The sequence below is a fragment of the Lutimaribacter degradans genome, assembly GCF_023703375.1.
In the GTDB taxonomy this organism is placed as follows: Bacteria; Pseudomonadota; Alphaproteobacteria; order Rhodobacterales; family Rhodobacteraceae; genus Lutimaribacter; species Lutimaribacter degradans.
Genome location: NZ_JAMQGO010000011.1, coordinates 95,459 through 117,621, shown reverse-complemented (window position 1 = coordinate 117,621; position 22,163 = coordinate 95,459). Strand labels below are relative to the sequence as shown.

At 63.1% G+C, this 22,163-nt stretch carries 20 protein-coding genes; 8 read left to right on the top strand and 12 right to left on the bottom strand.

Annotated elements, in window-relative coordinates; all coding sequences use genetic code 11:
- Nucleotides 1-263: 263 nt before the first annotated feature.
- The 3 genes from M8744_RS14815 to M8744_RS14805 all read left to right on the top strand — a co-directional run bounded on the left by M8744_RS14815 (nucleotide 264) and on the right by M8744_RS14805 (nucleotide 4,767).
- Nucleotides 264-1,220: an L-malyl-CoA/beta-methylmalyl-CoA lyase gene (locus tag M8744_RS14815; protein WP_251419148.1), complete on the top strand. Its 957-nt coding sequence runs from the start codon at nucleotides 264-266 to the stop codon at nucleotides 1,218-1,220.
- Between the two features lie 147 nt (nucleotides 1,221-1,367).
- A complete protein-coding gene (gene deoC / locus M8744_RS14810; protein ID WP_251419161.1) occupies nucleotides 1,368-2,351 on the top strand; it encodes a deoxyribose-phosphate aldolase in 984 nt (327 codons plus the stop codon).
- Between the two features lie 64 nt (nucleotides 2,352-2,415).
- Nucleotides 2,416-4,767: an aldehyde dehydrogenase family protein gene (locus tag M8744_RS14805; protein WP_251419146.1), complete on the top strand. Its 2,352-nt coding sequence runs from the start codon at nucleotides 2,416-2,418 to the stop codon at nucleotides 4,765-4,767.
- A 103-nt stretch (nucleotides 4,768-4,870) separates the two neighbouring features.
- On the opposite strand, the gene M8744_RS14800 is transcribed toward M8744_RS14805, so the two are convergent.
- The 12 genes from M8744_RS14800 to ilvD all read right to left on the bottom strand — a co-directional run bounded on the left by M8744_RS14800 (nucleotide 4,871) and on the right by ilvD (nucleotide 18,446).
- Entirely contained in the window at nucleotides 4,871-6,184 is a 1,314-nt protein-coding gene (locus M8744_RS14800) for a M16 family metallopeptidase (RefSeq protein ID WP_434481374.1), read from the bottom strand.
- Nucleotides 6,181-7,512 carry a M16 family metallopeptidase gene (locus M8744_RS14795; protein ID WP_251419144.1) on the bottom strand — a complete coding sequence of 444 codons (1,332 nt, stop codon included), beginning with the start codon at nucleotides 7,510-7,512 and terminating at the stop codon, nucleotides 6,181-6,183. The genes M8744_RS14800 and M8744_RS14795 overlap by 4 nt, the downstream gene beginning before the upstream one ends.
- 84 nt (nucleotides 7,513-7,596) lie before the next feature.
- Complete coding sequence (locus tag M8744_RS14790; RefSeq protein WP_251419142.1) at nucleotides 7,597-8,130, bottom strand: DUF3035 domain-containing protein; 534 nt, start codon at nucleotides 8,128-8,130, stop codon at nucleotides 7,597-7,599.
- Nucleotides 8,131-8,180: 50 nt separating this feature from the next.
- Nucleotides 8,181-8,663 carry a signal peptidase II gene (gene lspA, locus M8744_RS14785; RefSeq protein WP_251419140.1) on the bottom strand — a complete coding sequence of 161 codons (483 nt, stop codon included), beginning with the start codon at nucleotides 8,661-8,663 and terminating at the stop codon, nucleotides 8,181-8,183.
- Between the two features lie 31 nt (nucleotides 8,664-8,694).
- A complete protein-coding gene (gene purH / locus M8744_RS14780) occupies nucleotides 8,695-10,287 on the bottom strand; it encodes a bifunctional phosphoribosylaminoimidazolecarboxamide formyltransferase/IMP cyclohydrolase (RefSeq protein WP_251419138.1) in 1,593 nt (530 codons plus the stop codon).
- 16 nt (nucleotides 10,288-10,303) lie between these two features.
- Entirely contained in the window at nucleotides 10,304-12,040 is a 1,737-nt protein-coding gene (locus tag M8744_RS14775) for a heparinase II/III family protein (RefSeq protein WP_251419136.1), read from the bottom strand.
- Between the two features lie 149 nt (nucleotides 12,041-12,189).
- On the bottom strand, nucleotides 12,190-14,214 hold the full coding sequence (locus M8744_RS14770) for an NADPH-dependent 2,4-dienoyl-CoA reductase (RefSeq protein WP_251419134.1): 2,025 nt from the start codon (nucleotides 14,212-14,214) through the stop codon (nucleotides 12,190-12,192).
- A gap of 157 nt (nucleotides 14,215-14,371) precedes the next feature.
- A complete protein-coding gene (locus M8744_RS14765; protein ID WP_251419132.1) occupies nucleotides 14,372-14,671 on the bottom strand; it encodes a hypothetical protein in 300 nt (99 codons plus the stop codon).
- 53 nt (nucleotides 14,672-14,724) lie between these two features.
- Nucleotides 14,725-15,102, bottom strand: coding sequence for a hypothetical protein (locus tag M8744_RS14760; RefSeq protein ID WP_251419130.1), 378 nt, complete (start codon nucleotides 15,100-15,102; stop codon nucleotides 14,725-14,727).
- An 11-nt stretch (nucleotides 15,103-15,113) separates the two neighbouring features.
- Nucleotides 15,114-15,878, bottom strand: coding sequence for a DUF6478 family protein (locus M8744_RS14755; RefSeq protein WP_251419128.1), 765 nt, complete (start codon nucleotides 15,876-15,878; stop codon nucleotides 15,114-15,116).
- A gap of 83 nt (nucleotides 15,879-15,961) precedes the next feature.
- Nucleotides 15,962-16,684, bottom strand: coding sequence for a hypothetical protein (locus tag M8744_RS14750; protein ID WP_251419126.1), 723 nt, complete (start codon nucleotides 16,682-16,684; stop codon nucleotides 15,962-15,964).
- A gap of 4 nt (nucleotides 16,685-16,688) precedes the next feature.
- Nucleotides 16,689-18,446: a dihydroxy-acid dehydratase gene (ilvD, locus tag M8744_RS14745; RefSeq protein WP_251419124.1), complete on the bottom strand. Its 1,758-nt coding sequence runs from the start codon at nucleotides 18,444-18,446 to the stop codon at nucleotides 16,689-16,691.
- 137 nt (nucleotides 18,447-18,583) lie between these two features.
- Here ilvD and M8744_RS14740 point away from each other — a divergent pair, with 137 nt between their 5' ends.
- From M8744_RS14740 to M8744_RS14720, 5 genes are all read left to right on the top strand, one after another.
- Entirely contained in the window at nucleotides 18,584-19,543 is a 960-nt protein-coding gene (locus tag M8744_RS14740) for a fatty acid desaturase family protein (RefSeq protein WP_251419122.1), read from the top strand.
- Nucleotides 19,544-19,548: 5 nt separating this feature from the next.
- Entirely contained in the window at nucleotides 19,549-20,436 is an 888-nt protein-coding gene (locus M8744_RS14735; RefSeq protein WP_251419120.1) for a CPBP family intramembrane glutamic endopeptidase, read from the top strand.
- A 152-nt stretch (nucleotides 20,437-20,588) separates the two neighbouring features.
- On the top strand, nucleotides 20,589-20,813 hold the full coding sequence (locus M8744_RS14730; protein WP_251419118.1) for a hypothetical protein: 225 nt from the start codon (nucleotides 20,589-20,591) through the stop codon (nucleotides 20,811-20,813).
- 1 nt (nucleotide 20,814) lies between these two features.
- Complete coding sequence (locus M8744_RS14725; RefSeq protein WP_251419116.1) at nucleotides 20,815-21,114, top strand: hypothetical protein; 300 nt, start codon at nucleotides 20,815-20,817, stop codon at nucleotides 21,112-21,114.
- Between the two features lie 128 nt (nucleotides 21,115-21,242).
- Complete coding sequence (locus M8744_RS14720) at nucleotides 21,243-22,139, top strand: CPBP family intramembrane glutamic endopeptidase (RefSeq protein ID WP_251419114.1); 897 nt, start codon at nucleotides 21,243-21,245, stop codon at nucleotides 22,137-22,139.
- Nucleotides 22,140-22,163 lie beyond the last annotated feature (24 nt).

Genomic DNA, 22,163 nt, shown 5'->3' with positions numbered 1-22,163 from the left:
TGGGCGTCGGTCAACCAGAAGAGATCAGACATGTTCACCGCTCGTTTTTCGAACCGTGAATCACGCCGCCTCGCAGAAATCAATGGGTCCTGACCCTAGAGCGTATTTCGCCTTGCGCTTTGCGCCTTGCCCGTCGCGCTGTCAAATGCCGCAGGCCATTCCTTGCCAATGCTGCAAGGCAGAATCGGCTTGCAGCACTTCACGCAAATAAATATCTCTGCCTGCGATAAAAACGTAATTTCCTTACCCGAAAGGTGACCGATATGAGCTTTCGCACCCAGCCCGCACCCGTGGCGCGCCCGAACCGTTGCCAGCTGTTCGGCCCGGCCTCGAACACCAAGCTGCCGCCCAAGATGGCCACCTCCGACGCTGACGTGATCAACCTCGATCTCGAAGACTCGGTCGCGCCCGACGACAAGGACATGGCGCGCAAGATGGCAATCGAGACAATCGGCGATATCGACTGGGGCAAGAAAACGCTCTCGGTGCGCATAAACGGGTTGGACACACCCTATTGGTATCGTGACGTCGTCGACCTGCTGGAACAGGCATCCGATCGGCTGGACCTGATCATGATTCCCAAGGTCGGCTGCGCTGCGGACCTTTACGCGGTCGATGCACTGGTAACGGCGATCGAAGCGGCCAAGGGCCGCAAAAAGAAACTGGGGTTCGAGGTCATCATCGAATCCGCAGCAGGCATCGCCCATGTCGAGGAGATTGCCGCCGCCACCCCCCGCCTGCAGGCGATGAGCCTTGGCGCAGCCGATTTCGCTGCCTCGATGGGCATGGCCACAACCGGCATTGGCGGCACGCAGGCAAATTACTACATGCTGCACGAGGGCGCGAAATACTGGTCGGACCCGTGGCACTGGGCGCAGGCCAATATCGTCGCCGCCTGCCGCACCCATGGCGTGCTGCCGGTCGACGGGCCGTTTGGCGATTTCTCGGACGATGACGGTTTCCGCGCGCAGGCGCTGCGATCGGCCACTTTGGGCATGGTCGGCAAATGGGCCATCCACCCCAAGCAGGTGGCGCTGGCCAACGAGGTCTTCACCCCCACCGAAGAGGCCGTGACGGAAGCGCGCGAGATCCTGGCCGCGATGGAAGAGGCCAAGGCCCGCGGCGAGGGCGCGACGACCTACAAGGGCAAGCTGATCGACATCGCCTCGATCAAGCAGGCCGAGGTGATCGTGCGCCAGGCCGAGATGATCGCCGAGTAAGACGGAGTGGCTACACGGGCTTGCGGCCGTCGGGTCGCAAGCCCGGCATCTCGGGCCCTGCCGGGCAATCCGCGCAAGGCACGCGCCGGCTTGCCAAGGCGGGTGGGTCATGACACGCTTTTTGCGGTGAAAGACAGAGAGGCGCGCATGCAGGCGACCGAGACCCCCACGCAGTTGCCGCAAGTAACCGAGCCGCGCAACCCGGGCCAGGAACTGGACATGGACTGGGTGATGTCTGCGCGCGCCAACACCTCGGCCATCGAAAGGCGCTGTGCAAGCCTGCCCGGACGCCGCAGCGTGAAGAAAGAGTTCCAGGCCGCGTGGTTGTGCCGGGCGATATCCTGCATCGACCTGACAACATTGGCCGGCGACGACACCGCCGGCCGGGTTGCCCGGCTTTGCGCCAAGGCGCGACAACCCGTGCGGCCGGACATTCTGAAACCCCTTGGGATGGAAGGGCTGACCGTGGGGGCGGTCTGCGTCTACCACGACATGATTGCACCGGCCCGGGACGCGCTGACAGGCACGGGCATCCCCGTGGCCGCCGTTTCAACCGGATTTCCGGCCGGGTTGTCGCCTTTTCACCTGCGCGTCGCCGAGATTGGCGAAAGCGTCAAGGTCGGCGCCGATGAGATCGACATCGTTATTTCGCGCCGGCATGTACTGACAGGCAATTGGCAGGCGCTTTATGACGAGATGCGCGCCTTTCGCACCGCTTGCGGCGGCGCGCATGTAAAGGCCATCCTGGCCACAGGCGAGCTGGGAAGCCTGCGCAATGTCGCGCGCGCCAGCCTTGTCTGCATGATGGCGGGGGCCGACTTCATCAAGACAAGCACCGGCAAAGAGGCCGTGAACGCCACCCTGCCCGTCAGCCTCGTGATGATCCGGGCGATCCGCGATTATCATCAGCGCACGGGCTATCGCGTGGGCTACAAGCCCGCTGGCGGCATTTCGAAAGCCAAGGATGCGCTAGTATACCTGTCGCTGATCAAGGAGGAACTGGGCAACCGCTGGCTGCAGCCCGACCTTTTTCGATTTGGCGCGTCATCGCTGCTGGGTGATATCGAACGGCAACTGGACCACCACGTGACCGGCGCCTATTCGGCCAGTTGGCGGCACGCGATGGGGTAAGGCAGCGGCGGGCAAATGCCCGCCCCATGCCGCGACATCTGATATTCAGGATTGGGAAAGGCGCATGACCGTCAAGGAGATCTTCGAAAACATGGAGTATGGCCCCGCCCCAGAAAGCGCGGCCGAGGCGCTGGCCTGGCTTGTCGACCAGGGCGATCGGTTCGGCCATTTCATAGATGGCGCGTTCACCGATCCGGGCGATGGTTTCGACAGTCGCAACCCCGCAACGGGCGAGGTGTTGGCAACGCTGTCCCAGGCCCGCGCCGAGGACGTGAGCGCCGCCGTGGCCGCCGCGCGCCGCGCACAACCGAAATGGGAACGTCTTGGCGGGCATGGCCGGGCGCGCCACCTTTACGCGCTGGCGCGGATGATCCAGAAACATGCGCGGTTGTTTGCCGTGCTCGAAACGCTGGATAATGGCAAACCTATCCGCGAAGCGCGCGATATCGACATTCCCCTCGTCCACCGCCATTTCTACCACCATGCCGGCCTGGCGCAGCTGATCGAAAGCGAGTTGCCGGGCATGGTGCCGCACGGTGTTTGCGGACAGGTGATCCCGTGGAACTTTCCGCTGCTGATGCTGGCATGGAAGGTGGCCCCGGCCCTGGCGGCTGGCAATACCGTGGTGCTGAAACCTGCCGAGTACACATCGCTCACGGCCCTTCTTTTCGCCGATATCTGCCGCCGCGCGGGCCTGCCGAAGGGCGTGATGAACATAGTCACCGGCGACGGCGCGGTGGGCGAATTGCTGGTGGCGCATGACGGCGTGGACAAGGTGGCCTTTACCGGCTCGACCGATGTGGGCCGCGCGATCCGCCGCGCCACCGCGGGGCATGGCAAGGCATTGACATTGGAACTGGGCGGGAAATCGGCCTATGTTGTTTTCGACGATGCCGATATCGACAGCGCGGTCGAGGGGCTGGCCGATGCGATCTGGTTCAATGGCGGGCAAGTCTGCTGCGCGGGGTCGCGCCTGCTGGTGCAGGAAGGCATCGCCGAAACGTTTCACACCCGCCTGAGGGCCCGCATGGACAAGCTGCGCATCGGCGACCCGATGGACAAATGCATCGACGTGGGCGCCATCGTGGACTCGGCGCAGCGCGAGCGTGTCGCAAGCATGGTGGCGGGCTGCACCACGGGCACCGTGTACCAGCCGGGCGCCGGCTTGCCAGCGCGGGGCTGCTACTACCCGCCGACGCTGATCACCGGGCTGGCGCCCAGCGACCCGCTCATGCAAGAGGAAATCTTTGGTCCCGTGCTGGTCTCGACCACATTTCGCACACCGGCCGAGGCCGTGGCGCTGGCCAATGATACGCGCTACGGCTTGGCGGCAAGTGTCTGGTCGGAAAACCTGAACCTGGCGCTGGACGTGGCCCCGAAACTGGCGGCAGGCGTGGTCTGGGTGAATGCCACCAACCTGTTCGACGCCGCCGCCCCCTTTGGCGGGATGCGCGAAAGCGGGTTCGGCCGCGAAGGAGGCTGGGAAGGGCTGCGGGCCTATCTGCGCCCGGCGGGCAAGACAAAGCCGCTGCACCGTATCGTACCGTCTCACGGCGATGACAGCAAAACGCAAGGCGGGATCGACCGCACAGCCAAGCTCTATATAGGGGGCAAGCAGGCCCGGCCGGATGGCGGCTACACACGCACCGTTTTCAGCAAGTCCGGCACGGCTTTGGGCGAAGTGCCGATCACCAATCGCAAGGACATCCGCAACGCGGTCGAAGCCGCGACGGGCGCCGCCGGAGGCTGGGCCAGGACCACGGGCCATGCGCGCGCGCAGATCTTGTATTACATGGCCGAGAACCTGGAGGCACGGGCAGCGGAATTTGCCGGGCGGATCGATGCCATGACAGGCGGGCGCAAGGGCGCGGAGGAAGTCGTGGCCAGCATCCGGCGGCTGTTCACCTATGCGGCCTGGGCCGACAAGTTCGACGGCCGGGTAAAGGGTGTGCCACTGCGCGGCGTGGCCATGGCGATGCGCGCCCCAGTGGGCGTGATCGGCGCGCTATGCCCGGATGAAGCGCCTTTACTGGGCCTAGTATCGGTCATGGCCCCGGCAATGGCCATGGGCAATGCCAGCGTTTTGATCGCCTCCGACCCCTTCCCGCTGGCGGCCATGGATTTCACGCAGGTGCTGGAAACATCGGACGTGCCGGGCGGCGTGGTGAATATCCTGTCCGGCGCGCATGCCGACCTCGCCCCGACGTTGGCGCAGCACGCGAGCGTCGATGCGGTCTGGTCCTTCAGTTCGACCGACCTTTCCGCGCAGATCGAAACAGACAGCGCCGGAACCCTGAAACGAACATGGGTCAACCACGCCCAGGCGCGCGACTGGTCAGGCGCGGTGGGCGAAGGGCACGCGTTTCTCGATGCCGCAACCGAGGTGAAAACCATTTGGGTGCCTTACGGCGAATGAGTGCGCCTGCGGCGCACGCCCGATACCTCAGGCCCTTGCGGGCCTTCGAGGGTGAGGGGCGCTGCCCCTCACGCTCCCCGGGGTATTTGGGGCAAGAGGAAGATCAATCGGCCGTCTGATCCAGGCCCTCGGGCTGGCCAACCACGACAAAGGTCAGCCTGTCGGGGTCGAGCCGCTCGGCCGCGACACGGTTGACCTGCTCAAGTGTCACGTCATTCACCTTGTCGTTCCGGGTGGCGATATAATCGACCGGCAGACCCTCCATCTGCATGGCGACGATGATGTTGGCAATCGGGCCGTTGCCATCGAAACGCAGCGGGTAGGCGCCCGTGAGGTAAGTCTTGGCGTCTTGCAATTCTTCGGCGGTCACGCCGCCGTCGCGCAGCTTTTTCCATTCGTCGCGGATGACCTGCACGGCCTGGGCCACGCGATCATTGGCCGAGGCGACAGACCCCTGCCACAACTGCGCCTGGTCCTTGTCGACAAGGTAGGAATAGACGCCATAGGTCAGCCCCCGTTTTTCACGCACCTCCTGCATGAGACGACTTTCGAAAGACCCACCCCCGAGGATGTGGTCAAGCACGAAGAGCGCGAAGAAATCCGGGTCGTCGCGGTTTATGCCGGGCTGCCCGAAAACCGCGACCGATTGCGGCGTATCGAAAGTGACGACATGGGTGCCGCCATCGAGGGAGACGGGGGCGGGGCCCGGAAGCGGCGCGCCGGTTTCAGGCAATTCGCCCAGAAGATCGTCAAGCAGGGCGGACAGCTCATCGGGGCCAATATCGCCCACGGCGCCGACATAGACACGGTCGCGCGCCAGCGCACCCTGGTGGGCCGCGACGATGTCATCACGGGTCAGCGCAGTCACCGTTTCAATCGTTCCGTCCTGCGGGCGGGCATAGGGGTGATTGCCATGCACCATGGCGGCAAAGCGCTTGGCCGCGATGGCACGCGGATCTTTCAGGTCGGAGCGCAGCGAAGACAGCAATTGCGCGCGCACCCTTTCGATCGCGTCATCGTCAAATCGTGGTCGGATGAGGCTGTCGCGCAACAGCTGCACGGCCTGGTCGCGGTTCTCGCTCAGGAACCTGGCAGAAATGCGCACCGCGTCGCTGGCCAGCCTGTAGTTGAACGAGGCCGCCAGTGACTCGGTTTCGCGGGCAAAGGCACGGGCATCGAGATCGCCTGCGCCCTCTTCGAGCAACGAGACCATGAGACCCGTTGCGCCCTGTTTGTCGGCAGAGTCCAGCGATGCGCCTCCACGAAACCGGATTTCAAGCGCGGTGAAGGGGATCGAACGTTCTTCGACCAGCCAGGCGTTGATGCCGCCCGGGGTGGTGATTTCCTGAATTTCAACATCGGCGCGGGCGGGAAGCGCCAGCACGAGCAACAAGGTGGCCCAGACGAAGCGCATCATTGTGTCACCTCTTCGCCCATCAGGTAACCGGTGACCGACCTTCTGCGGTCAAGAAGATCGCGCGCGGCCGCCATGACGTCTTTGGCGGTGACGGATTGCAGAATGTCGGGCCAGTCATGCACATCCTCGATCGTCAGCCCCTGGGTCAGCGCCCGTCCATAGCGGTTGGCCAGCGATTCGACGCTGTCGCGCCCGTAGACCTGACTTGCGCGCATTTGCATCTTGATACGTTCCAGCTGTTCGGAATCGACGCCCGTTTCCAGGAACGTGGCCAGGGTTTCGTCAAGCGCGGCCTCGGCCTGTTCCAGCGTCACGCCGGGCGCGGGCACGACGATAAAACTGAAATCCGTGTCGTCGAGCGAGGTTCCACCATAGTAAGCGCCCGTGAAAACGGCAACTTTCTGGTCGAACTGCAAGGTTTCGTTCAAAACGCTGGTTGCGCCGCCGCCGAGGATCTCGGACAGGGTTTCCAGCGCGGCGGCCCGCTCTTGCGCGCCGCTGTCACGCTCGGGCGCCAGGTACGAACGCGACACGTAGGGTTGCGCCACGCGGGCATCGCGAAACACCATGCGGCGTTCGGCCATCTGCGGGGGCTCTTGCGGGCGGGCGCGTTCGGGCAGATCGGGATTTGCGGGGATCGGACCGTAATGTTTTTCGGCCAGTGCACGCACCTCGTCGGGCTGGACATCGCCGGCGACGATCAGGATGGCATTGTTGGGAGAATAGTATCGGTCGTAGAAAGCGCGAGCTTTCGCCTGGTCCAGTGCCTCCATCTCGTGGCGCCAGCCGATGATGGGCACGCCGTAACGATGGTTGAGGTACTGCGCGGCGTTCTTTTGCTCGCGGAACAGGGCGGACGGGTCATTTTCGACGCGTTGGTTCCGCTCTTCGATAATCACCTCGCGCTCGGTGGACACATCGCTTTCTGTCAGCTTCAGGTTCACCATGCGGTCGGCTTCCATCTGCATCATCAGGCCCAGTCGGTCAGCCGCGACCCGCTGGTAGTAGGCGGTGTAATCATAACTGGTGAACGCGTTGTCAGACCCGCCGTTGCGCGCGACAGTGGATGAAAACTCGCCGGGGGCCAGGTTCTCGGTGCCGCGAAACAGTAGATGTTCCAGGAAATGGGCAACGCCCGAGCTCCCGGGCGGTTCATCTGCCGATCCGGCGCGATACCAGACCATGTGCACAACAACTGAGGCACGGTGGTCTTCGATCACCACCACGTCCATGCCATTATCAAGCGAAAAACTGGTAACGTTATCGCGCGCCAAGGCGGGAAACGCCAAGGCGTATAATGCAAGAACAAACGCGGTTAGACGCAGCATCGGCTTACCTCCGGTGAGCTTTAGAGAAAGAGATACACCGAAATCGCGCCGCAACAAGCATCCCTGACAGGGATGTGAGCGGGTTCAGCGCCGCGAGTTCGTCGGCGGCGACGATGGCGTGGGCACCCCGACCCGGCGGTAAGCCTGGTTGGTGCGCGACGAGTCGAGCGTTTGGCGTTCATAGACCGAGTTATACTTGTTCTTCACGAAAATCCGCAGCTTCTGGAAGCGGCCCCTGCGCTGGCGGAATTCCTCGTCTTCTTGCGCCACGGTTTCGCGAATATTGCCGGGCACGCCGCCACGGGCTGCGTGGCGCACCAGTGCCGCGTCGCCGCCGGGCACACCGTCGCCTTCAAGCGCCGAGGGTCTGCCGCCCAGGCTTGCCACCGCGTCGGCGCGTGGGTTCTGATCCACCAGGTTGCGGCCACCCGGGTTGGGGGTGGGCAGGTTGTTGAAATTGTCAGGCGACTGAAGTGGCTTGGAGGGCAGAACCGAGAATTCATCGGGGGTTCCGTCCGCCGACGTCAATTGTCGCAGGTCAACCTCTCGGTCGCCACGGGCACAGCCGGCCACGGCCAAGATCAAGACCAATCCGATGCTTGCCTGCGTAATGCGCATTGTCGAACTCCGTTATCCTGCCCCAGCCTTACCCGATAACACCAGCGGCGTCACGGGGCCTTTTGCCTCTTGTCGTCTTGCCCGGTGAACAGGATCAAGCCCGCGGCCCCCATGAAAACGGCAATATCGGCCACGTTGAAGGCATAGGGATTTTCAAAACCGCAACACGACATGTTCAGGAAATCGGCAACCGCGCCGTAAAGCATGCGGTCAACCACGTTTCCCAGTGCACCACCCACCATCAGCCCGGCCGCGACATACCCCCAGCGCCCGGGCGGATCGCGCCGAACCCACCAGATAACGGCGGCCGACACCACCAGTGCCACGCTGATCAGCACCCAACGGGTCAGCCCGGAAGGATCGCCCAGCAAGCCGAAATTGATGCCGTAATTCCACGCCATCCGCAGGTTCAGCAGCGGCGGCAGCACGTCGATTTCATGCAACGTGCGCAAGTCAAGCCAATGCACGACCAACCATTTGGTCGCCTGATCCAGAAGGAAGGTCCAGAAACCCACCCAGAACACCAACCGCATGGGGATTATCCTTGTTCCAGCAGCACCGGCATCAGTGCCGAAAGTGCCGCATTCCGGTGAACACCATGGCCAGCCCGGCCTCGTCGGCGGCGGCGATCACCTCGTCATCGCGCATCGAGCCCCCCGGTTGGATCACCGCCGTAGCGCCTGCCTCGGCCGCCGCCAGAAGACCGTCGGCAAAGGGGAAAAACGCATCCGACGCCACGACCGAACCCTTTGCCGGCGTCTCGTCCAGCCCCATTTCGCGAGCCATGCGCCCGGCCTTGAGCGCCGCGATGGTCGAGCTGTCGACGCGGCTCATCTGGCCCGCGCCCACGCCAACGGTGGCGCCATCCTTGACATAGACGATGGCGTTCGACTTGACGTGCTTGGCCACTTTCCAGGCAAACACCAGATCAGCCATTTCGGCATCGCTGGGCGTGCGTTTCGTCACGACTTTCAGATCATCCGCCGCAACGCGGCCATTGTCCTTGTCTTGTACCAGCAGGCCGCCCGAAACCTGTTTGAACGCCAAGCCACCCGCGGCCGGGTTGGCCAGCCCGGGCGCGACCAGCAGGCGCAGGTTCTTCTTTGCGGCAAAGATGTCGCGTGCGCCCTGGTCGGCCCCGGGCGCGATCACCACCTCGGTAAATATCTTTGCGATCTCGGCCGCCGTTTCGGCATCGAGAATGGTGTTCAGCGCCACGATACCGCCGAACGCGCTGGTCCGGTCGCAGTCGAAAGCACGGGTATAGGCCTCTTTCAACGTGCTGGCGCGGGCCACGCCGCAGGGGTTGGCGTGCTTGATTATCGCGCAGGCCGGGCCATCGATTGGCAGAAATTCACTGACCAGCTCGAACGCGGCATCGGTGTCGTTGATGTTGTTGTAAGACAGCTCCTTGCCCTGCAACTGCTGGGCGGTGGAAATGCCCGGACGGTCGGTGCCGTCGGTATAGAATGCGGCCTGCTGGTGCGGATTTTCACCGTAGCGCAGCGTTTGCGCAAGCTTGCCCGCCACCACGCGGCGGCGCGGCGCGGTTTCACCGATTGCGTCGGCCATCCAACCGCTGACAGCAGCGTCGTAGGCGCCCGTGCGGGCATAGGCCACCTGCGCCAGCCGCTGCCGGAACGTGTAAGAGGTCTGGCCGTCATGAGCTTCAAGCTCGGCCAGCAGCGGGGCGTAATCCTCGACATCCACAACCACGTTTACGAACCGATGGTTCTTGGCCGCCGCGCGGATCATTGCCGGGCCGCCGATGTCGATATTCTCGATCATCTCGTCATAGGCTGCGCCACGGGCCAGCGCATCCTCGAACGGATAAAGGTTTACCACCAGCAGGTCTATCTCTGGGATGCCGTGGGCCGTGGCCGCGCCCATATGGGCCTCGTTATCGCGCAGGGCCAGCAGGCCGCCATGTACGGCGGGATGCAGCGTTTTGACCCGACCATCCATCATTTCGGGAAAGCCGGTCACGTCAGCCACATCCTTGACCGTCAGCCCCGCCTCGCGCATCGCGCGGGCCGTGCCACCTGTCGACAAAAGTTCGACCCCGCGCGCCGCCAGTGCCTGCGCCAGTTCGATCAGCCCGGTCTTGTCGGATACGGAAAGCAATGCGCGGCGGATAGGGTGCAGGTCGGCGGTCATGGGGTCAGGCTCCGGTTCAATCGGTCAAATCCAGCTCGTCCCGGTGCACGTCGCGAATGCTTATGGGCGTGTCCTGCGCCTTGGCCAGCGACCACCGGATGCGCGTCGCATAGTCCATTGCGCGGGCGGATAAAACGATTTGTTTGGTCGCACGCGGGCGCAAGCGCCCTTTTTCAAGGTAAACGCTGGCCTCGAGATGCATTTCGGCGCTTGCATCATGGCGGAACACCCAAAGTTCGCCAGATTTCAGCGCCAGGCTGATCGCCGCGCCGCCCATGTCGATTGTCGCGTCGACCTCGGGATGCAGGTGAAAACGGATATCGAAGGGAATACCCTGCAACCGCGCGTCTTCCATCGCGCGGTCAAAGGTTGCGTGCGCCTTGTCATCAAGCGCCAGCAGCATATCCTCGCCCGCCACGCCACGCCCGTCGAATGTCAAATCAAGCGTGCGCGCATGGATCAATCCATGGGTCCGCACGTAGCCGTCATGCCCGGCCTGAAGGCGCAGCCCATCCGCAGCGTGCGAGATTTCGACCGGCACGTCGCGCGGTGCGTCGCTCAACCAGTCGCCACGCTTTCCCCCGGTGCCCAGGCGCGCGCTGGAATACCCTGCAAGCGACAGTGTCGAATGGCTGGCCGTGGCCCGACCCGCTCGCCGCCATTCCTGCCCGAAACTGGCCCCCGAGCCGCAATTCACGATCACCGGGCGGCGGCCCGACGTCAGTTCGAACGCGAGCGTCGAGGCATGTGCATCGCGCGAGGCCGTTCCGGTGGGCGGCTGGGCGGCATCGACGATGATGCTGGTACGGCCCGCGCTCAGCCGGGCAAAGCCCATCGAAAGCCCGTCCTGCGCGCGCGATTTGACCATGCTTGACGCCAGCGCCGAATCCAGACGGCCGTCGAGACCACGGCCCCCGCCATGAAACCGGGCCAACCCGCCATCGGCGTGGCGCAGCGTTCGCAGGGTCGGCGCGATCCGGTCGATCGCCGCGCGCAATTCGGGTTGCACTGGCTGACCGACCTCGTCCAACGCGGCAGCCGCCCATGTCAGAAGGGTAAAGACCTCCAGCAACTCTTCGGGATTGCGGGTGGGAATCCCGCCATGCGCATCAACCTGGCGGCGGCACTCTCGCTCGAGCGCGCGGGTGGCTGGGGCCACGTGACGCTCCATCCCCTGCAGCGACAACCCTGCATAGATCAATCCGGTCAAAGCTTCGAACCGGGGCAGGCCCGGCGCGGTCGCCCCCCAACGTCGGGACAGAAAAATGGTCTGGTGGGCAAGGCTGCGGAAAAACGCGCGGGATGCGGCCTGATCCTGCCCACGCAGCAAGAATACTGCGTGATGAATCCAGCGAATCATTCGCCGGCCGGTCAAATCCGGCGTCCAACCGGGCCCGCGCCCCTTGCCGAACCTGTCGATCCATGTCCAAAGCCACTCTTGCGCGCAGGCCCGCGCTGCCGCATCGCCCACGGCCGCCAGGTCATCGAGCCAGGCAAAACCGTGCAGTTCGTCTTCGAAGGTAGGCGCGGGCGGCGCGACATCCCAGATGCCGGCGTCTTCCGCCTCGATCAGGTAGCCTGCGAAAAGATAATTGCCGGCAACCAACTGTCGGCCGCGCGCGAAGCTGCCCACGGTCCGTGGTTCTGGCTGGCTGACGAAACCGCCTGCGGGGCGGGCGCGCGCCGACAACCGCGCATATACGCGATGCAAAAGACGCGTCCACCGCGCCGTGAAACCGTCGGGATATGCCATTGCTCTGCCTCGTTGCCCGCTCTTTCGGCGGTTGATGGCAGTCTACAGCGCGCTTGGCGTGTTGTCACCGACGGATTCCGCCAATACCCGCCCTGGCTGCACGGACACCCGAAAAAGGAGAGTCGCCACAGGTGACGGGCATTGCACCTTCAAAGATCCGCGGCCAGCCGGGTGCCCTGGTCAATGGCGCGCTTGGCGTCCAGTTCGGCGGCCACATCGGCACCTCCGATCACGTGACAGGCGATACCGCGCGCCTCCAGCGCGTCGGCCAGACCGCGTTCGGACAATTGCCCTGCGCACAGAACGATCGTATCCGCCGCGATCACACGGGGGTTTTCCCGCGCCTCGCCAAAACTGACATGCAGGCCCGCGTCATTTATCCGTTCGTAGTTCACGCCGCCCAGCATCTCGACATTCTTCATCTTCAGGCTCGCGCGGTGAATCCAGCCGGTTGTCTTGCCCAGCCCCTTGCCAAGCGCCCTGGCCTTGCGCTGCATCAAGGTTACTTGACGGGTGGGCAGGGCCGGTTGCGGGCCCTCGGGCGCCAGTCCGCTGCGCGCCAAGTCAGGGTCGGTCACGCCCCATTCGCGCATCCATTCCGGCAGGTCAGTGGTGGGCGAATGATCGGTGGCCAGGTATTCGGCCACGTCAAAGCCGATGCCACCGGCACCCACGATGGCCACGCGCTGCCCCACCGGCGCCTTACCCGCAAGAACATCGGTGTAATACAGCACATTGTCACGCTCCTGCCCCGGGATTTCGGGGTTCCGCGGGGCAACGCCAGTGGCGATTATCACCTCGTCGAACCCTGTCAGGTCGTCCACGTGAGCCGCGACGCCAAGACGCCGGGTGATACCCGCCGCCTTGATCATGGTCTCGAACCAGTCGACCAGCCCGTGGAACTCTTCCTTGCCCGGGATGACACGCGCCATGTTCAACTGGCCGCCGATCCGGTCGGACTTGTCAAAAACAGTCACGTTGTGCCCGCGCTCGGCCGCAGTCAGCGCCGCCGACAGGCCGGCCGGCCCCGCGCCCACAACTGCCACGCTTTTGGATACCGCAGCCTTTTCAATAACGATCTCGGTTTCGAAACAGGCCCGTGGATTGACAAGGCAGGAACTGATCTTTCCGCTGAACGTGTGATCAAGGCAGGCTTGGTTGCAGGCAATGCAGGGCGCAATCCGATCCGACTGGCCGCGCGCGGCCTTTTTCACGAAATACGCATCCGCCAACATCGGCCGCGCCATGCTGACCATGTCGGCGCACCCCGTCGCCAACACCTCTTCGGCGACTTCGGGCGTGTTGATGCGGTTCGAAGTGATGACCGGAATACTCACCTTGCCCATCAGCTTTTTCGTCACCCATGCAAAAGCCGCACGCGGCACGCTGGTGGCGATCGTGGGCACGCGCGCTTCGTGCCAGCCGATGCCGGTATTGAGGATCGTGGCCCCTGCTGCCTCGATCTCCTGCGCAAGCTGCACAACCTCGTCAAAGGTCGACCCGTTGGGAACGAGGTCGATCATGGAGAGCCGGTAGATGATGATGAAATCATCACCCACCTTTTCGCGGGCACGTTTAACCGCCTCGATGGCAACACGCATCCGGTTTTCGTAGGAACCTCCCCAAGCATCCGTCCGCTTGTTGGTGTGGGTCACAAGAAACTGGTTGATGAAATACCCCTCGGAGCCCATCACCTCGACCCCGTCGTAGCCCGCCTCGCGGGCACGGGCCGCGGCAGTGGCGATGTCATTCAACTGCTTCTGGATTCCGTCTTCGTCCAGTTCTTTGGGCGGAAAGGGCGAGATGGGTGATTTGACCGCGCTGGCCGACACGCAGTCGGGCGAATAGGCATACCGCCCCGCGTGCAGTATTTGCATCGCGATCTTGCCGCCGGCGTCATGGACACGGTCGGTGACGATACGGTGGTTGGCGATATCCTCGGGCGTGAACAGCCCGGCAGCGCCGGGAAATACCCCACCTTCGCGGTTGGGCGCCATGCCGCCCGTGACCATCAACGCCACATCACCCCGCGCGCGCTCGGCATAGAACTCCGCCACGCGGTTCCAGTTCTTCGTTTCCTCAAGGCCCGTGTGCATCGAGCCCATCAGCACGCGGTTTTTCAGCGTCGTGAAACCCAGATCGAGCGGCGACATAAGGTGCGGGTATTGCGTCATTGGCTGGTCCTCTCTGGATAGGTGCCAGCGTGGCGCAGCCGGGTGGCGCTTGTCACGCGCAACGCGGCGTCAGCCGCGACCACCACCACGGCACTCGAACCAAGACAAATCCACAACGGATTTGTGGGCAATTTCCTGGGAATAGAAATTGGGCCGCTCAGTGTTGTTCAGAATTATCTACGATACAGGGCGTTTCGAAATATTCGAATGTCGGCCGGCTGCCGTAAAGCTGTTCGGCCCGGTCGCACCATGCGGCGTCATGCGCCGCTTGGGCACTTGCCTTGTCGGTCCAGAGGTAGACACCACCACCGATTCCGCTTTCTTCATCGTAGAGATAGTATTTCCGCACCAGCTTCGGATTCTCCGACCACGCCAGCATGGTCGATTCGAACCGGCGCACGACCTCTTCGCGCCCCAGGCCCGGGTCGATTTTGAAACGCACGATTTCCGTGATCATGGCAGCCCTCCCCGGCACCGATTGGCAGCACGGGGCACCCGCGCATGCCGGTTTTACATGGTTTCGACGCAATGCCGACGAAATGCCCGCTTGAGCATGTCCAACTCCTCGCGCAGCAACTGGACTTCGGCACGGATATCATCGCCCAGGGCATCGCCCGCGAGGACGGCGAAACTTTCAAGTGTTTCACCCGTGTCCGCGTCGGTGATCAAAAAGGTCTGCACGCCATCCGACACCGCTTCGGCGGGGATCGGAACGCGCACCACCCAATGACCCTGTTCGCGATTCTCGATCACCTCGACAGGTTCGATGGTCTGCCCAAGGTGGGTGACCTCGATCTCGGGCTGGCTCTTGCCGCCATCTGCCATGGTCAGCAGGCCCTCCCAGACGCCTTCGAAAACACGGGTCTTGGTCAACTTCATGGTACTCATCACATGCTCCGTCACAATTCGGCGCGCGGCCGACGGCTGAAGGTCACGTCGCGGATCGTGACCATGTTCATTTCTGGCCCTTCGAAAATCAGGTCCAGCCATGCCCGCTCGATCCGTTTTTCGTTCAGCTTGGTATAGGCCAGATCGAACTCGACCATCACTTCTTCTTCGTGCAGTGGCAATTCCCGTACGATCTGTTCGGTATTGGGGCCGTGCTTGATGTTGAGCCGGGCAAAGATTTCCAGGGGCTTTTCCATTTCCACGAGCGTATCGAGCCGGATCAGGTGCCGCCGCTTCAGCCCATCGGTCGCACCGGGCGGGAGTGCGATAACCAGCGAAAGATAAGAGCCGTCGAAACGAAAAACGTCCATGCGCAGGCCGTAGGGGGCAAGGTCGGACTCGCGCCGATTGCGGACCTGGCGCAGGGTCAGTTCGGAGAAATCGCAATCATGAAACAGCGTTACCTCTTCCCCCAAGGCCGATTGGTTGCGCGCCGCCGCGATGCCCCTATCGGGCAAAGGGCCACGCCAAAGCTCGGGGCGCCAGGACCAGTCGGCATTAACCGGCTTGCGAAACGCGGACGACCCGATCATCGGCAGGGCCAGCCGGTTGTCGGCCTTGAAAATCAAGTGATCCAGGTGATGCCGCAGCCGCCGCGCCCGGCTGCGCTGCTGGCGCAACAGCGCAAGGCTGGCTGTATCCGCATCGCGGGCCGCAGCCGCCCAACGCCGCAGCGACGCGCGGAACATCATCGTTCTGAAAAGCCGTCCAACCATGCCTGCCTCGTTACTTCAATCTGCGAAATTTTGTGAGTCGAAAAGATAAATATAAAGCCTTTCGGGAAACCCCCTGCCAAACCCTACTCGCCAGAGGCAGAAGCCGCTGGGGTTTCACGGGGCACCTCCGGGCTATCGGCGGTCTCATCCGAACTTGGCGCCACTGGGGCATCGCTCGCCAGGAAGGGGCTGTTCTCGCGGATCGACTCGGCCAGGGCGACCAGCAGCCGCTCGCCGCTGTCGCCGGCGATTGCGCTGTCAGGCGCACCGTAGACGGCCAGTCCGACAAGCCTGTCATTAACAACCATCGCACCGCGCCAGTGCCGCGTGTCGCTGCTTGCGCCCTGCAAGGGCCCGGTGTCATCGGCGACCTGCACGACGGTAAGGCCATCGCCGTTGGTTTCTCGCAGAGCCGCTGCATCTGGCAGCGCCTGCGCGAGTACCGCGGCCTCGGGTTGATCGCGGTCCTCGCGCTTGCCTGACACCGAAACGGTAATGACCGCAGGTTCGACCAGAACACCGCCCATACGCCCCGTCAGCGACTCGCAACTGGCAATCAGGGCAAATGCGCCGCCGACACGGTCGGAAATGCTGGATTTATCCAGGCAATACCCGGCCGGCGGCACGATAACCACGCTACCCCCGCCCAGCTCGGTCCTGCGGGTGACGGGGACGGCCCGCCCGGCTTCGCCGGCGGTCTGGCTGCCGGCCCCGGCAACGGGCAACCCCTCCAGGCAGCCGGCCAGGGTCACAAGCGCCAAGCCTGCCGCGGCAAGGCGCGGCCCGATCGCCGTGCCCGTCTTCAAGACCTTACAGGTCCATATAGACATGCGCCTCGGCCTCGGCCCCCGGATGGGTGACGGCACCCTTATACGTTTCGCCCACCAACTGCGCGTATTTCCACAACGCACCAGAGGTATAAATCGTCTTGCGCGGGCCTTGCCACTCGGCTTTGCGCTTTTCCAGATCGTCATCGCTCAGGTCGACCGACAGCTCACCCCTGATCGCGTCGATGGTGATCATGTCGCCGTTGCGGATCATGGCGATGGGGCCACCATGCGCCGCCTCGGGGCCCACGTGCCCCACGCAGAACCCGCGCGTCGCGCCCGAGAAACGACCATCGGTGATCAAAGCCACCTTCTTGCCCATGCCTTGACCGGACAGGGCAGCGGTGGTGGCCAGCATCTCGCGCATGCCGGGGCCGCCAGCGGGGCCTTCGTTGCGGATGACGATCACTTCGCCCTCTTGGTATTCACGTGCCTTGACGGCGGCAAAAGCATCTTCCTCACATTCGAACACACGAGCGGGGCCGCTAAAGACCTGGTTTTCAGATGCGATACCGGCCACCTTCACGATGGCGCCCTGCGGGGCCAGGTTGCCCATTAGGCCCACCACGCCGCCCGTCTTGGTGATCGGCTGGTCGATGGGATAGATCACGCGGCCATCAGCCTCGCGCTCGATCATGTCCAGCTCTTCGCCGATGGAACGACCCGTGGCGGTCATGCAATCCTCGTGGATCAGGCCAGCCTTGCGCAACTCTTTCATCACCACGGGGATGCCACCCGCGTCATACAGATCCTTGGCGACGAACTGACCGCCCGGCTTCAGGTCGACGAAATAGGGCGTGTCGCGGAAGATCTCGCACACGTCTTCAAGGTAGAACTCGATGCCCGCTTCGTGCGCAATGGCGGGCAGGTGCAAACCTGCATTGGTGCTGCCGCCGGTGCAAGCCACGACGCGCGCCGCGTTTTCAAGGGACTGGCGCGTAACGACATCGCGGGCGCGGATGTTCTTTTCCAACAGGTTCATCACCGCCTGACCCGACGCCTCGGCGTATTGGTCGCGCGATTCATAAGGAGCGGGCATGCCCGAACTGTTCATCAACGCCAGGCCGATCGCCTCGGATACGCAGGCCATGGTGTTTGCGGTGAACTGCCCGCCACAAGCCCCCGCCGAGGGGCAGGCCACACGCTCCAGCGCGTCGAGCGCCTTGTCCGACATCTGCTTGTTCTGATGCCAGCCGACCGCTTCGAACATGTCCTGCACGGTCAGGTCGCGCGTGCGAAAGTCCTCGGGGATATCGTCGATCTGCGGCGCCTTGCCCGGCAGGATCGAGCCACCGTAGATGAAGACCGACGGCACGTTCAGCCGCACCATCGCCATCATCATGCCCGGCAGCGACTTGTCGCAACCGGCCAGGCCCACCAGCGCATCATAGCAGTGGCCGCGCATGGTCAGTTCGACCGTGTCGGCGATCGCCTCGCGCGATGCCAGGCTGCTGCGCATCCCTTCATGGCCCATGGCGATGCCATCGGTCACGGTGATGGTGGTAAATTCACGGGGCGATCCATGCGCCTCTTTCACGCCACCCTTGACCGCCTGCGCCTGACGGCTCAGCGAGATGTTGCACGGGGCCGCCTCGTTCCAACAGGTGGCCACGCCGACCAACGGCTGGTGAATCTCGGCCTCGGTCATGCCCATCGCGTAATAATAAGAGCGATGCGGCGCGCGCTCGGGGCCTTCGGTCACATAGCGGCTGGGCAGCTTGGACTTGTCGAATTTCGTCATGGCGTCCTCCCGGGAAAGAATGTTGCGTTCAGGGAATAATGACCAGCGCCGCAAGGCACAAGACGAAACGCGCGCCGCGTTTTCGTTGACAGCTTCATCGGGGGACGGAACTCTGTCACGCAGGAGGAGAACGACACATGGCAGATGGATATACCGGACCTCGCGGCAAAGACTTTTCTACTTCGGATGAAATTCGCCCATTGGCGCATCGGTCCGATCTGTGGGGGGCTTGGCTGGTGCTTCACGCCTGGGCGGTGATCGCGGCGGGGCTGGCGCTGTTTGCCGCCTGGCCCAACCCGCTGACATTCCTGCTGGCCGTGATGTTAATCGGGTCACGACAGCTTGGGCTGGCAATCCTGATGCACGAGGCCGCGCATATGGCATTGTTCAAATCACGCCGGTTGAACGAATTCGCGGGCGAGTGGCTGTGTGGGCGGCCCATTCTGGCAGACCTGTTCGAGTACCGCCGCTATCATTTGAAACATCACCGTCACACCCAGACCGAGAACGACCCCGATCTGCGCCTGTCAAAACCGTTTCCCACCACGCCAGCCTCGTTGCGACGCAAGCTGTTGCGCGACATCACCGGGCAAACGGGCCTGAAACTGCGCGCACAGCAGATCATGTTTGCCTTCAAGATGGCTGGTGAGGTCGAGGGGCAGCCCAGTTCGCAGGAATTGTCGCAGGCGTTCAACGGGCCGGAGCTGGGCCGCGCGGCACTGGCCAACCTGGTCATCTTCGCCATCATGTGGGCGGTGGGCGCCTGGTGGTGGTGGCTGGCTTTCTGGGCCTTGCCGCTGCTGACATGGTTCCAACTGGTGCTGCGTATCCGAAACATCGCCGAACATGGCGCGGTCGAGTTTTCCGACAATCCACTGCGAAACGTGCGCACCACACGCGCCGGCCCGCTGATGCGCCTTTTCGTGGCGCCCTACTGGGTCAACTATCATCTTGAGCATCACCTTGTAATGCATGTGCCAGCCCACAATCTGCCCCATCTGCACCAGCGCCTGTTGGATCGCGGCCTGGGCCCGGAAATGGAAATCGGCCAGAATTACTGGCAGGTGCTGCGCCGCGCCGCATCGCGCCCGGCCTGAGCCCGGTGAGCCTGCCCCGCGCCTATGCCCCGCTGGCGGGTTTCGTCGGCCCTGCCGCCCCCAGATCCGAGCTGTGGCGCCTTGCCGTCGGCGTGACGCTGATCATCGCCTTGGCGCTGGCGCTCGGCACTGCCTTCGGTGCGCTTTTGGGGCTTCTGCCGCAGGCCATCTATATCGCCTATGCCGAAGCAAAAGGAAGCGGCCCGGGCGAAGTTCTTTACCTCCTGCTGGGGTTTTCGTTTTTCCTTGTCTCGGTATCGGTCTGCATCGACCTGTGGCATGGCCGGTCACCACTGACCTTGCTGGGGCGTCCCGCGCTGGCGTTGCGGCACGGGTGGCGGGTGTTGGTGGCGCTGATCGCGTTGAACGTGGCGCTTTGGCTGCTTCCCCCTTGGGACAACACAGACCTGCGCCCAGGGCTGCCGCTGGTCACGTGGGTTGCGCTTTTGCCGCTATCGTTGGTCGCGGTCTTCATACAGGTGACAACCGAAGAGGTGTTGTTTCGCGGCTACCTGCTGCAACAATTGGCGGCGCGTTTTGCGCACCCTGCCGCCTGGATGGTGCTGCCCTCGGCGGTATTCGGCGCATTGCACTTCGATCCGTCGCTTGGGGGCAATTCGATCTGGGTCATATCATCGGCCATGCTGTTCGGCATCGCGGCCTGCGACCTGACCGCCCGTAGCGGCAGCCTTGGCCCTGCCATCGCACTGCATTTCGTGAACAACGCCAGCGCCTTTCTTCTGGTCACAGCGCAAGACGACCTGTCGGGGCTGGCGCTGTTCCGGTTGACGGTGGATCTGGGCGACCCAGCCCAACTGCGAAATGTGCTGCTTATCGACACCGGAGTGATGCTCTGCAGCTGGCTGGCCGCACGTGTGGCGCTTCGTCGGTGACCGGTCTCGACTCGCTTTTGTGCGTTTGCGCACGATCTCTATAACCAAAGCGCGCAAAAGCTCATTTCGCCGGTTAGAAAAGCGATGAAAGATGGTTCACAAAAAGCACGAATTTCAGAAACACGGCTGTGATATATGAGCAACATTTCACGGTGACCCTCAAAAATACCAATGCAAACTACTGTTTTAATTATATTTTTACAAAATTCGCGATGATGCAAAAATTTTGCGCACGCTCGCTCCCAAATGTTCACCGCAGGGTGATCCGTGGTGTTTTGAAAAAATGCACAGAAAGGCGCAGATTTGTCTCATCGCCGCAACGCAAACAGCAAGGCGGCCCACAAAAACCAGCGAAACGCTCGCTGAAAGGAGCTTGAAATGAAAACCATCATCACCGCACTTTCCCTGACCATCGCCGCAACTGCACCGGCCTTTGCCGACACCACGCTGGACGGCACCGTGATCTCGACCATGGGCAACGAGACGTTCGTCACCTTGCACCAGGCCGAGCGCGGCATCGGCGACAATGGCGTCGTGTCGACCACCACCGGCATGGATGAACAGGTCAACGCCAGCCGCTTTTACGACCCCCGCGACATGGGCAAGGCAGATGGCCCCACCCGCCAGGTTTCGGTCTTTAGCGGCGGCATCAAAGCCACCGAGTTCGGCGCCCGCTAAAAAGTAGCCGCCGTTGACCGTGGCCACGCCCCGCCCCGTTGTTTCGGGGCGGGGTTTTTCTGTCGCAGTGGCCACGCGCAGTTGCTTGGGATAACGTCAGCCGGTCACAGAGCTTGCCGGAACCCGACATGACCTATTCGCCTCACCGCGACTTCGCCGCGCCTGCACGGCCTTCGGCGCAGATGCATCGGCTGGTGCTGGGTGTGATACTGATCGAAGGGGCCAACAGCGGGTTGCGCTGGCTTCTCGACGCCGGTTTGCAAGCCCTGCCTTTCATCAGCGCCCAGGCGGTCTGGTATGGAAGCACGCGGGCAGGTCTGTTGATCCAGCTGCTCAGTTTTGCCTTTCTTGGGCTGGCCGTGCTGGTCGTGGCCAAACGGCTGCATGGGCGCGGGTTTGCCAGCCTTCTGGGCCCTCCGCTGCACGCGCTGCGCGACATGCGCCTGACACTGGTCGCGATCTTTGCGCTGTTCATCGTCATCGACCTTTTGCCACCGTTCTGGGGTGATACGGCGGGAGCACAGCTGCGCAATCTGCCGCTCTGGCTTTTGACATTACCACTGGCGCTGGCGGCGGTGGCCATTCAGACCAGCGCGGAAGAATTGTTCTACCGCGGCTACATCCAGCAACAGATCGCCGCGCGCTACCGGCAAACGCTGATCTGGATGCTGACGCCGAACATCATGTTCGCGCTGGCCCATTGGCAACCGGGCGATTTTTCGGTGCAAGGCTTTCAATACGTGCTTTGGGCCTTCCTGTTCGGCCTTGCCGCCAGCGACCTGACCGCGCGCACCGGAACCCTTGGCGCAGCGATGGGGTTTCACCTTGCCAACAACGCCTATGCATTCCTGCTGTTCGGCGAAGTCGCGGGCCCCGATAGCGGGTTGGCGCTCGTCCTGTTTCCACAAGGCAGCCTGGCGGCAGCGCTTTCCGCAAGCGGGCCGTTCTTTTCGGCACCCTACCTGGCCGAGCTTGTCGGCATCGCCCTGATGTGGCTGGTTGCGCGCGCGGCAATCAGGCGCTGATTGCAATTCCAGCCCCCTGGGCTT

What these genes read in the sequence shown, in the direction of transcription:
- M8744_RS14770 (WP_251419134.1), bottom strand. Translation starts at nt 14,214, where the DNA reads ATGACGCAATACCCGCACCTTATGTCGCCGCTCGATCTGGGTTTCACG.
- deoC (WP_251419161.1), top strand. Translation starts at nt 1,368, where the DNA reads ATGCAGGCGACCGAGACCCCCACGCAGTTGCCGCAAGTAACCGAGCCG.
- ilvD (WP_251419124.1), bottom strand. Translation starts at nt 18,446, where the DNA reads ATGACGAAATTCGACAAGTCCAAGCTGCCCAGCCGCTATGTGACCGAA.
- M8744_RS14725 (WP_251419116.1), top strand. Translation starts at nt 20,815, where the DNA reads ATGAAAACCATCATCACCGCACTTTCCCTGACCATCGCCGCAACTGCA.
- M8744_RS14720 (WP_251419114.1), top strand. Translation starts at nt 21,243, where the DNA reads ATGACCTATTCGCCTCACCGCGACTTCGCCGCGCCTGCACGGCCTTCG.
- lspA (WP_251419140.1), bottom strand. Translation starts at nt 8,663, where the DNA reads ATGCGGTTGGTGTTCTGGGTGGGTTTCTGGACCTTCCTTCTGGATCAG.
- M8744_RS14795 (WP_251419144.1), bottom strand. Translation starts at nt 7,512, where the DNA reads ATGCTGCGTCTAACCGCGTTTGTTCTTGCATTATACGCCTTGGCGTTT.
- purH (WP_251419138.1), bottom strand. Translation starts at nt 10,287, where the DNA reads ATGACCGCCGACCTGCACCCTATCCGCCGCGCATTGCTTTCCGTATCC.
- M8744_RS14815 (WP_251419148.1), top strand. Translation starts at nt 264, where the DNA reads ATGAGCTTTCGCACCCAGCCCGCACCCGTGGCGCGCCCGAACCGTTGC.
- M8744_RS14765 (WP_251419132.1), bottom strand. Translation starts at nt 14,671, where the DNA reads ATGATCACGGAAATCGTGCGTTTCAAAATCGACCCGGGCCTGGGGCGC.
- M8744_RS14760 (WP_251419130.1), bottom strand. Translation starts at nt 15,102, where the DNA reads ATGAGTACCATGAAGTTGACCAAGACCCGTGTTTTCGAAGGCGTCTGG.
- M8744_RS14805 (WP_251419146.1), top strand. Translation starts at nt 2,416, where the DNA reads ATGACCGTCAAGGAGATCTTCGAAAACATGGAGTATGGCCCCGCCCCA.
- M8744_RS14775 (WP_251419136.1), bottom strand. Translation starts at nt 12,040, where the DNA reads ATGGCATATCCCGACGGTTTCACGGCGCGGTGGACGCGTCTTTTGCAT.
- M8744_RS14740 (WP_251419122.1), top strand. Translation starts at nt 18,584, where the DNA reads ATGGCAGATGGATATACCGGACCTCGCGGCAAAGACTTTTCTACTTCG.
- M8744_RS14755 (WP_251419128.1), bottom strand. Translation starts at nt 15,878, where the DNA reads ATGGTTGGACGGCTTTTCAGAACGATGATGTTCCGCGCGTCGCTGCGG.
- M8744_RS14790 (WP_251419142.1), bottom strand. Translation starts at nt 8,130, where the DNA reads ATGCGCATTACGCAGGCAAGCATCGGATTGGTCTTGATCTTGGCCGTG.
- M8744_RS14800 (WP_434481374.1), bottom strand. Translation starts at nt 6,184, where the DNA reads ATGATGCGCTTCGTCTGGGCCACCTTGTTGCTCGTGCTGGCGCTTCCC.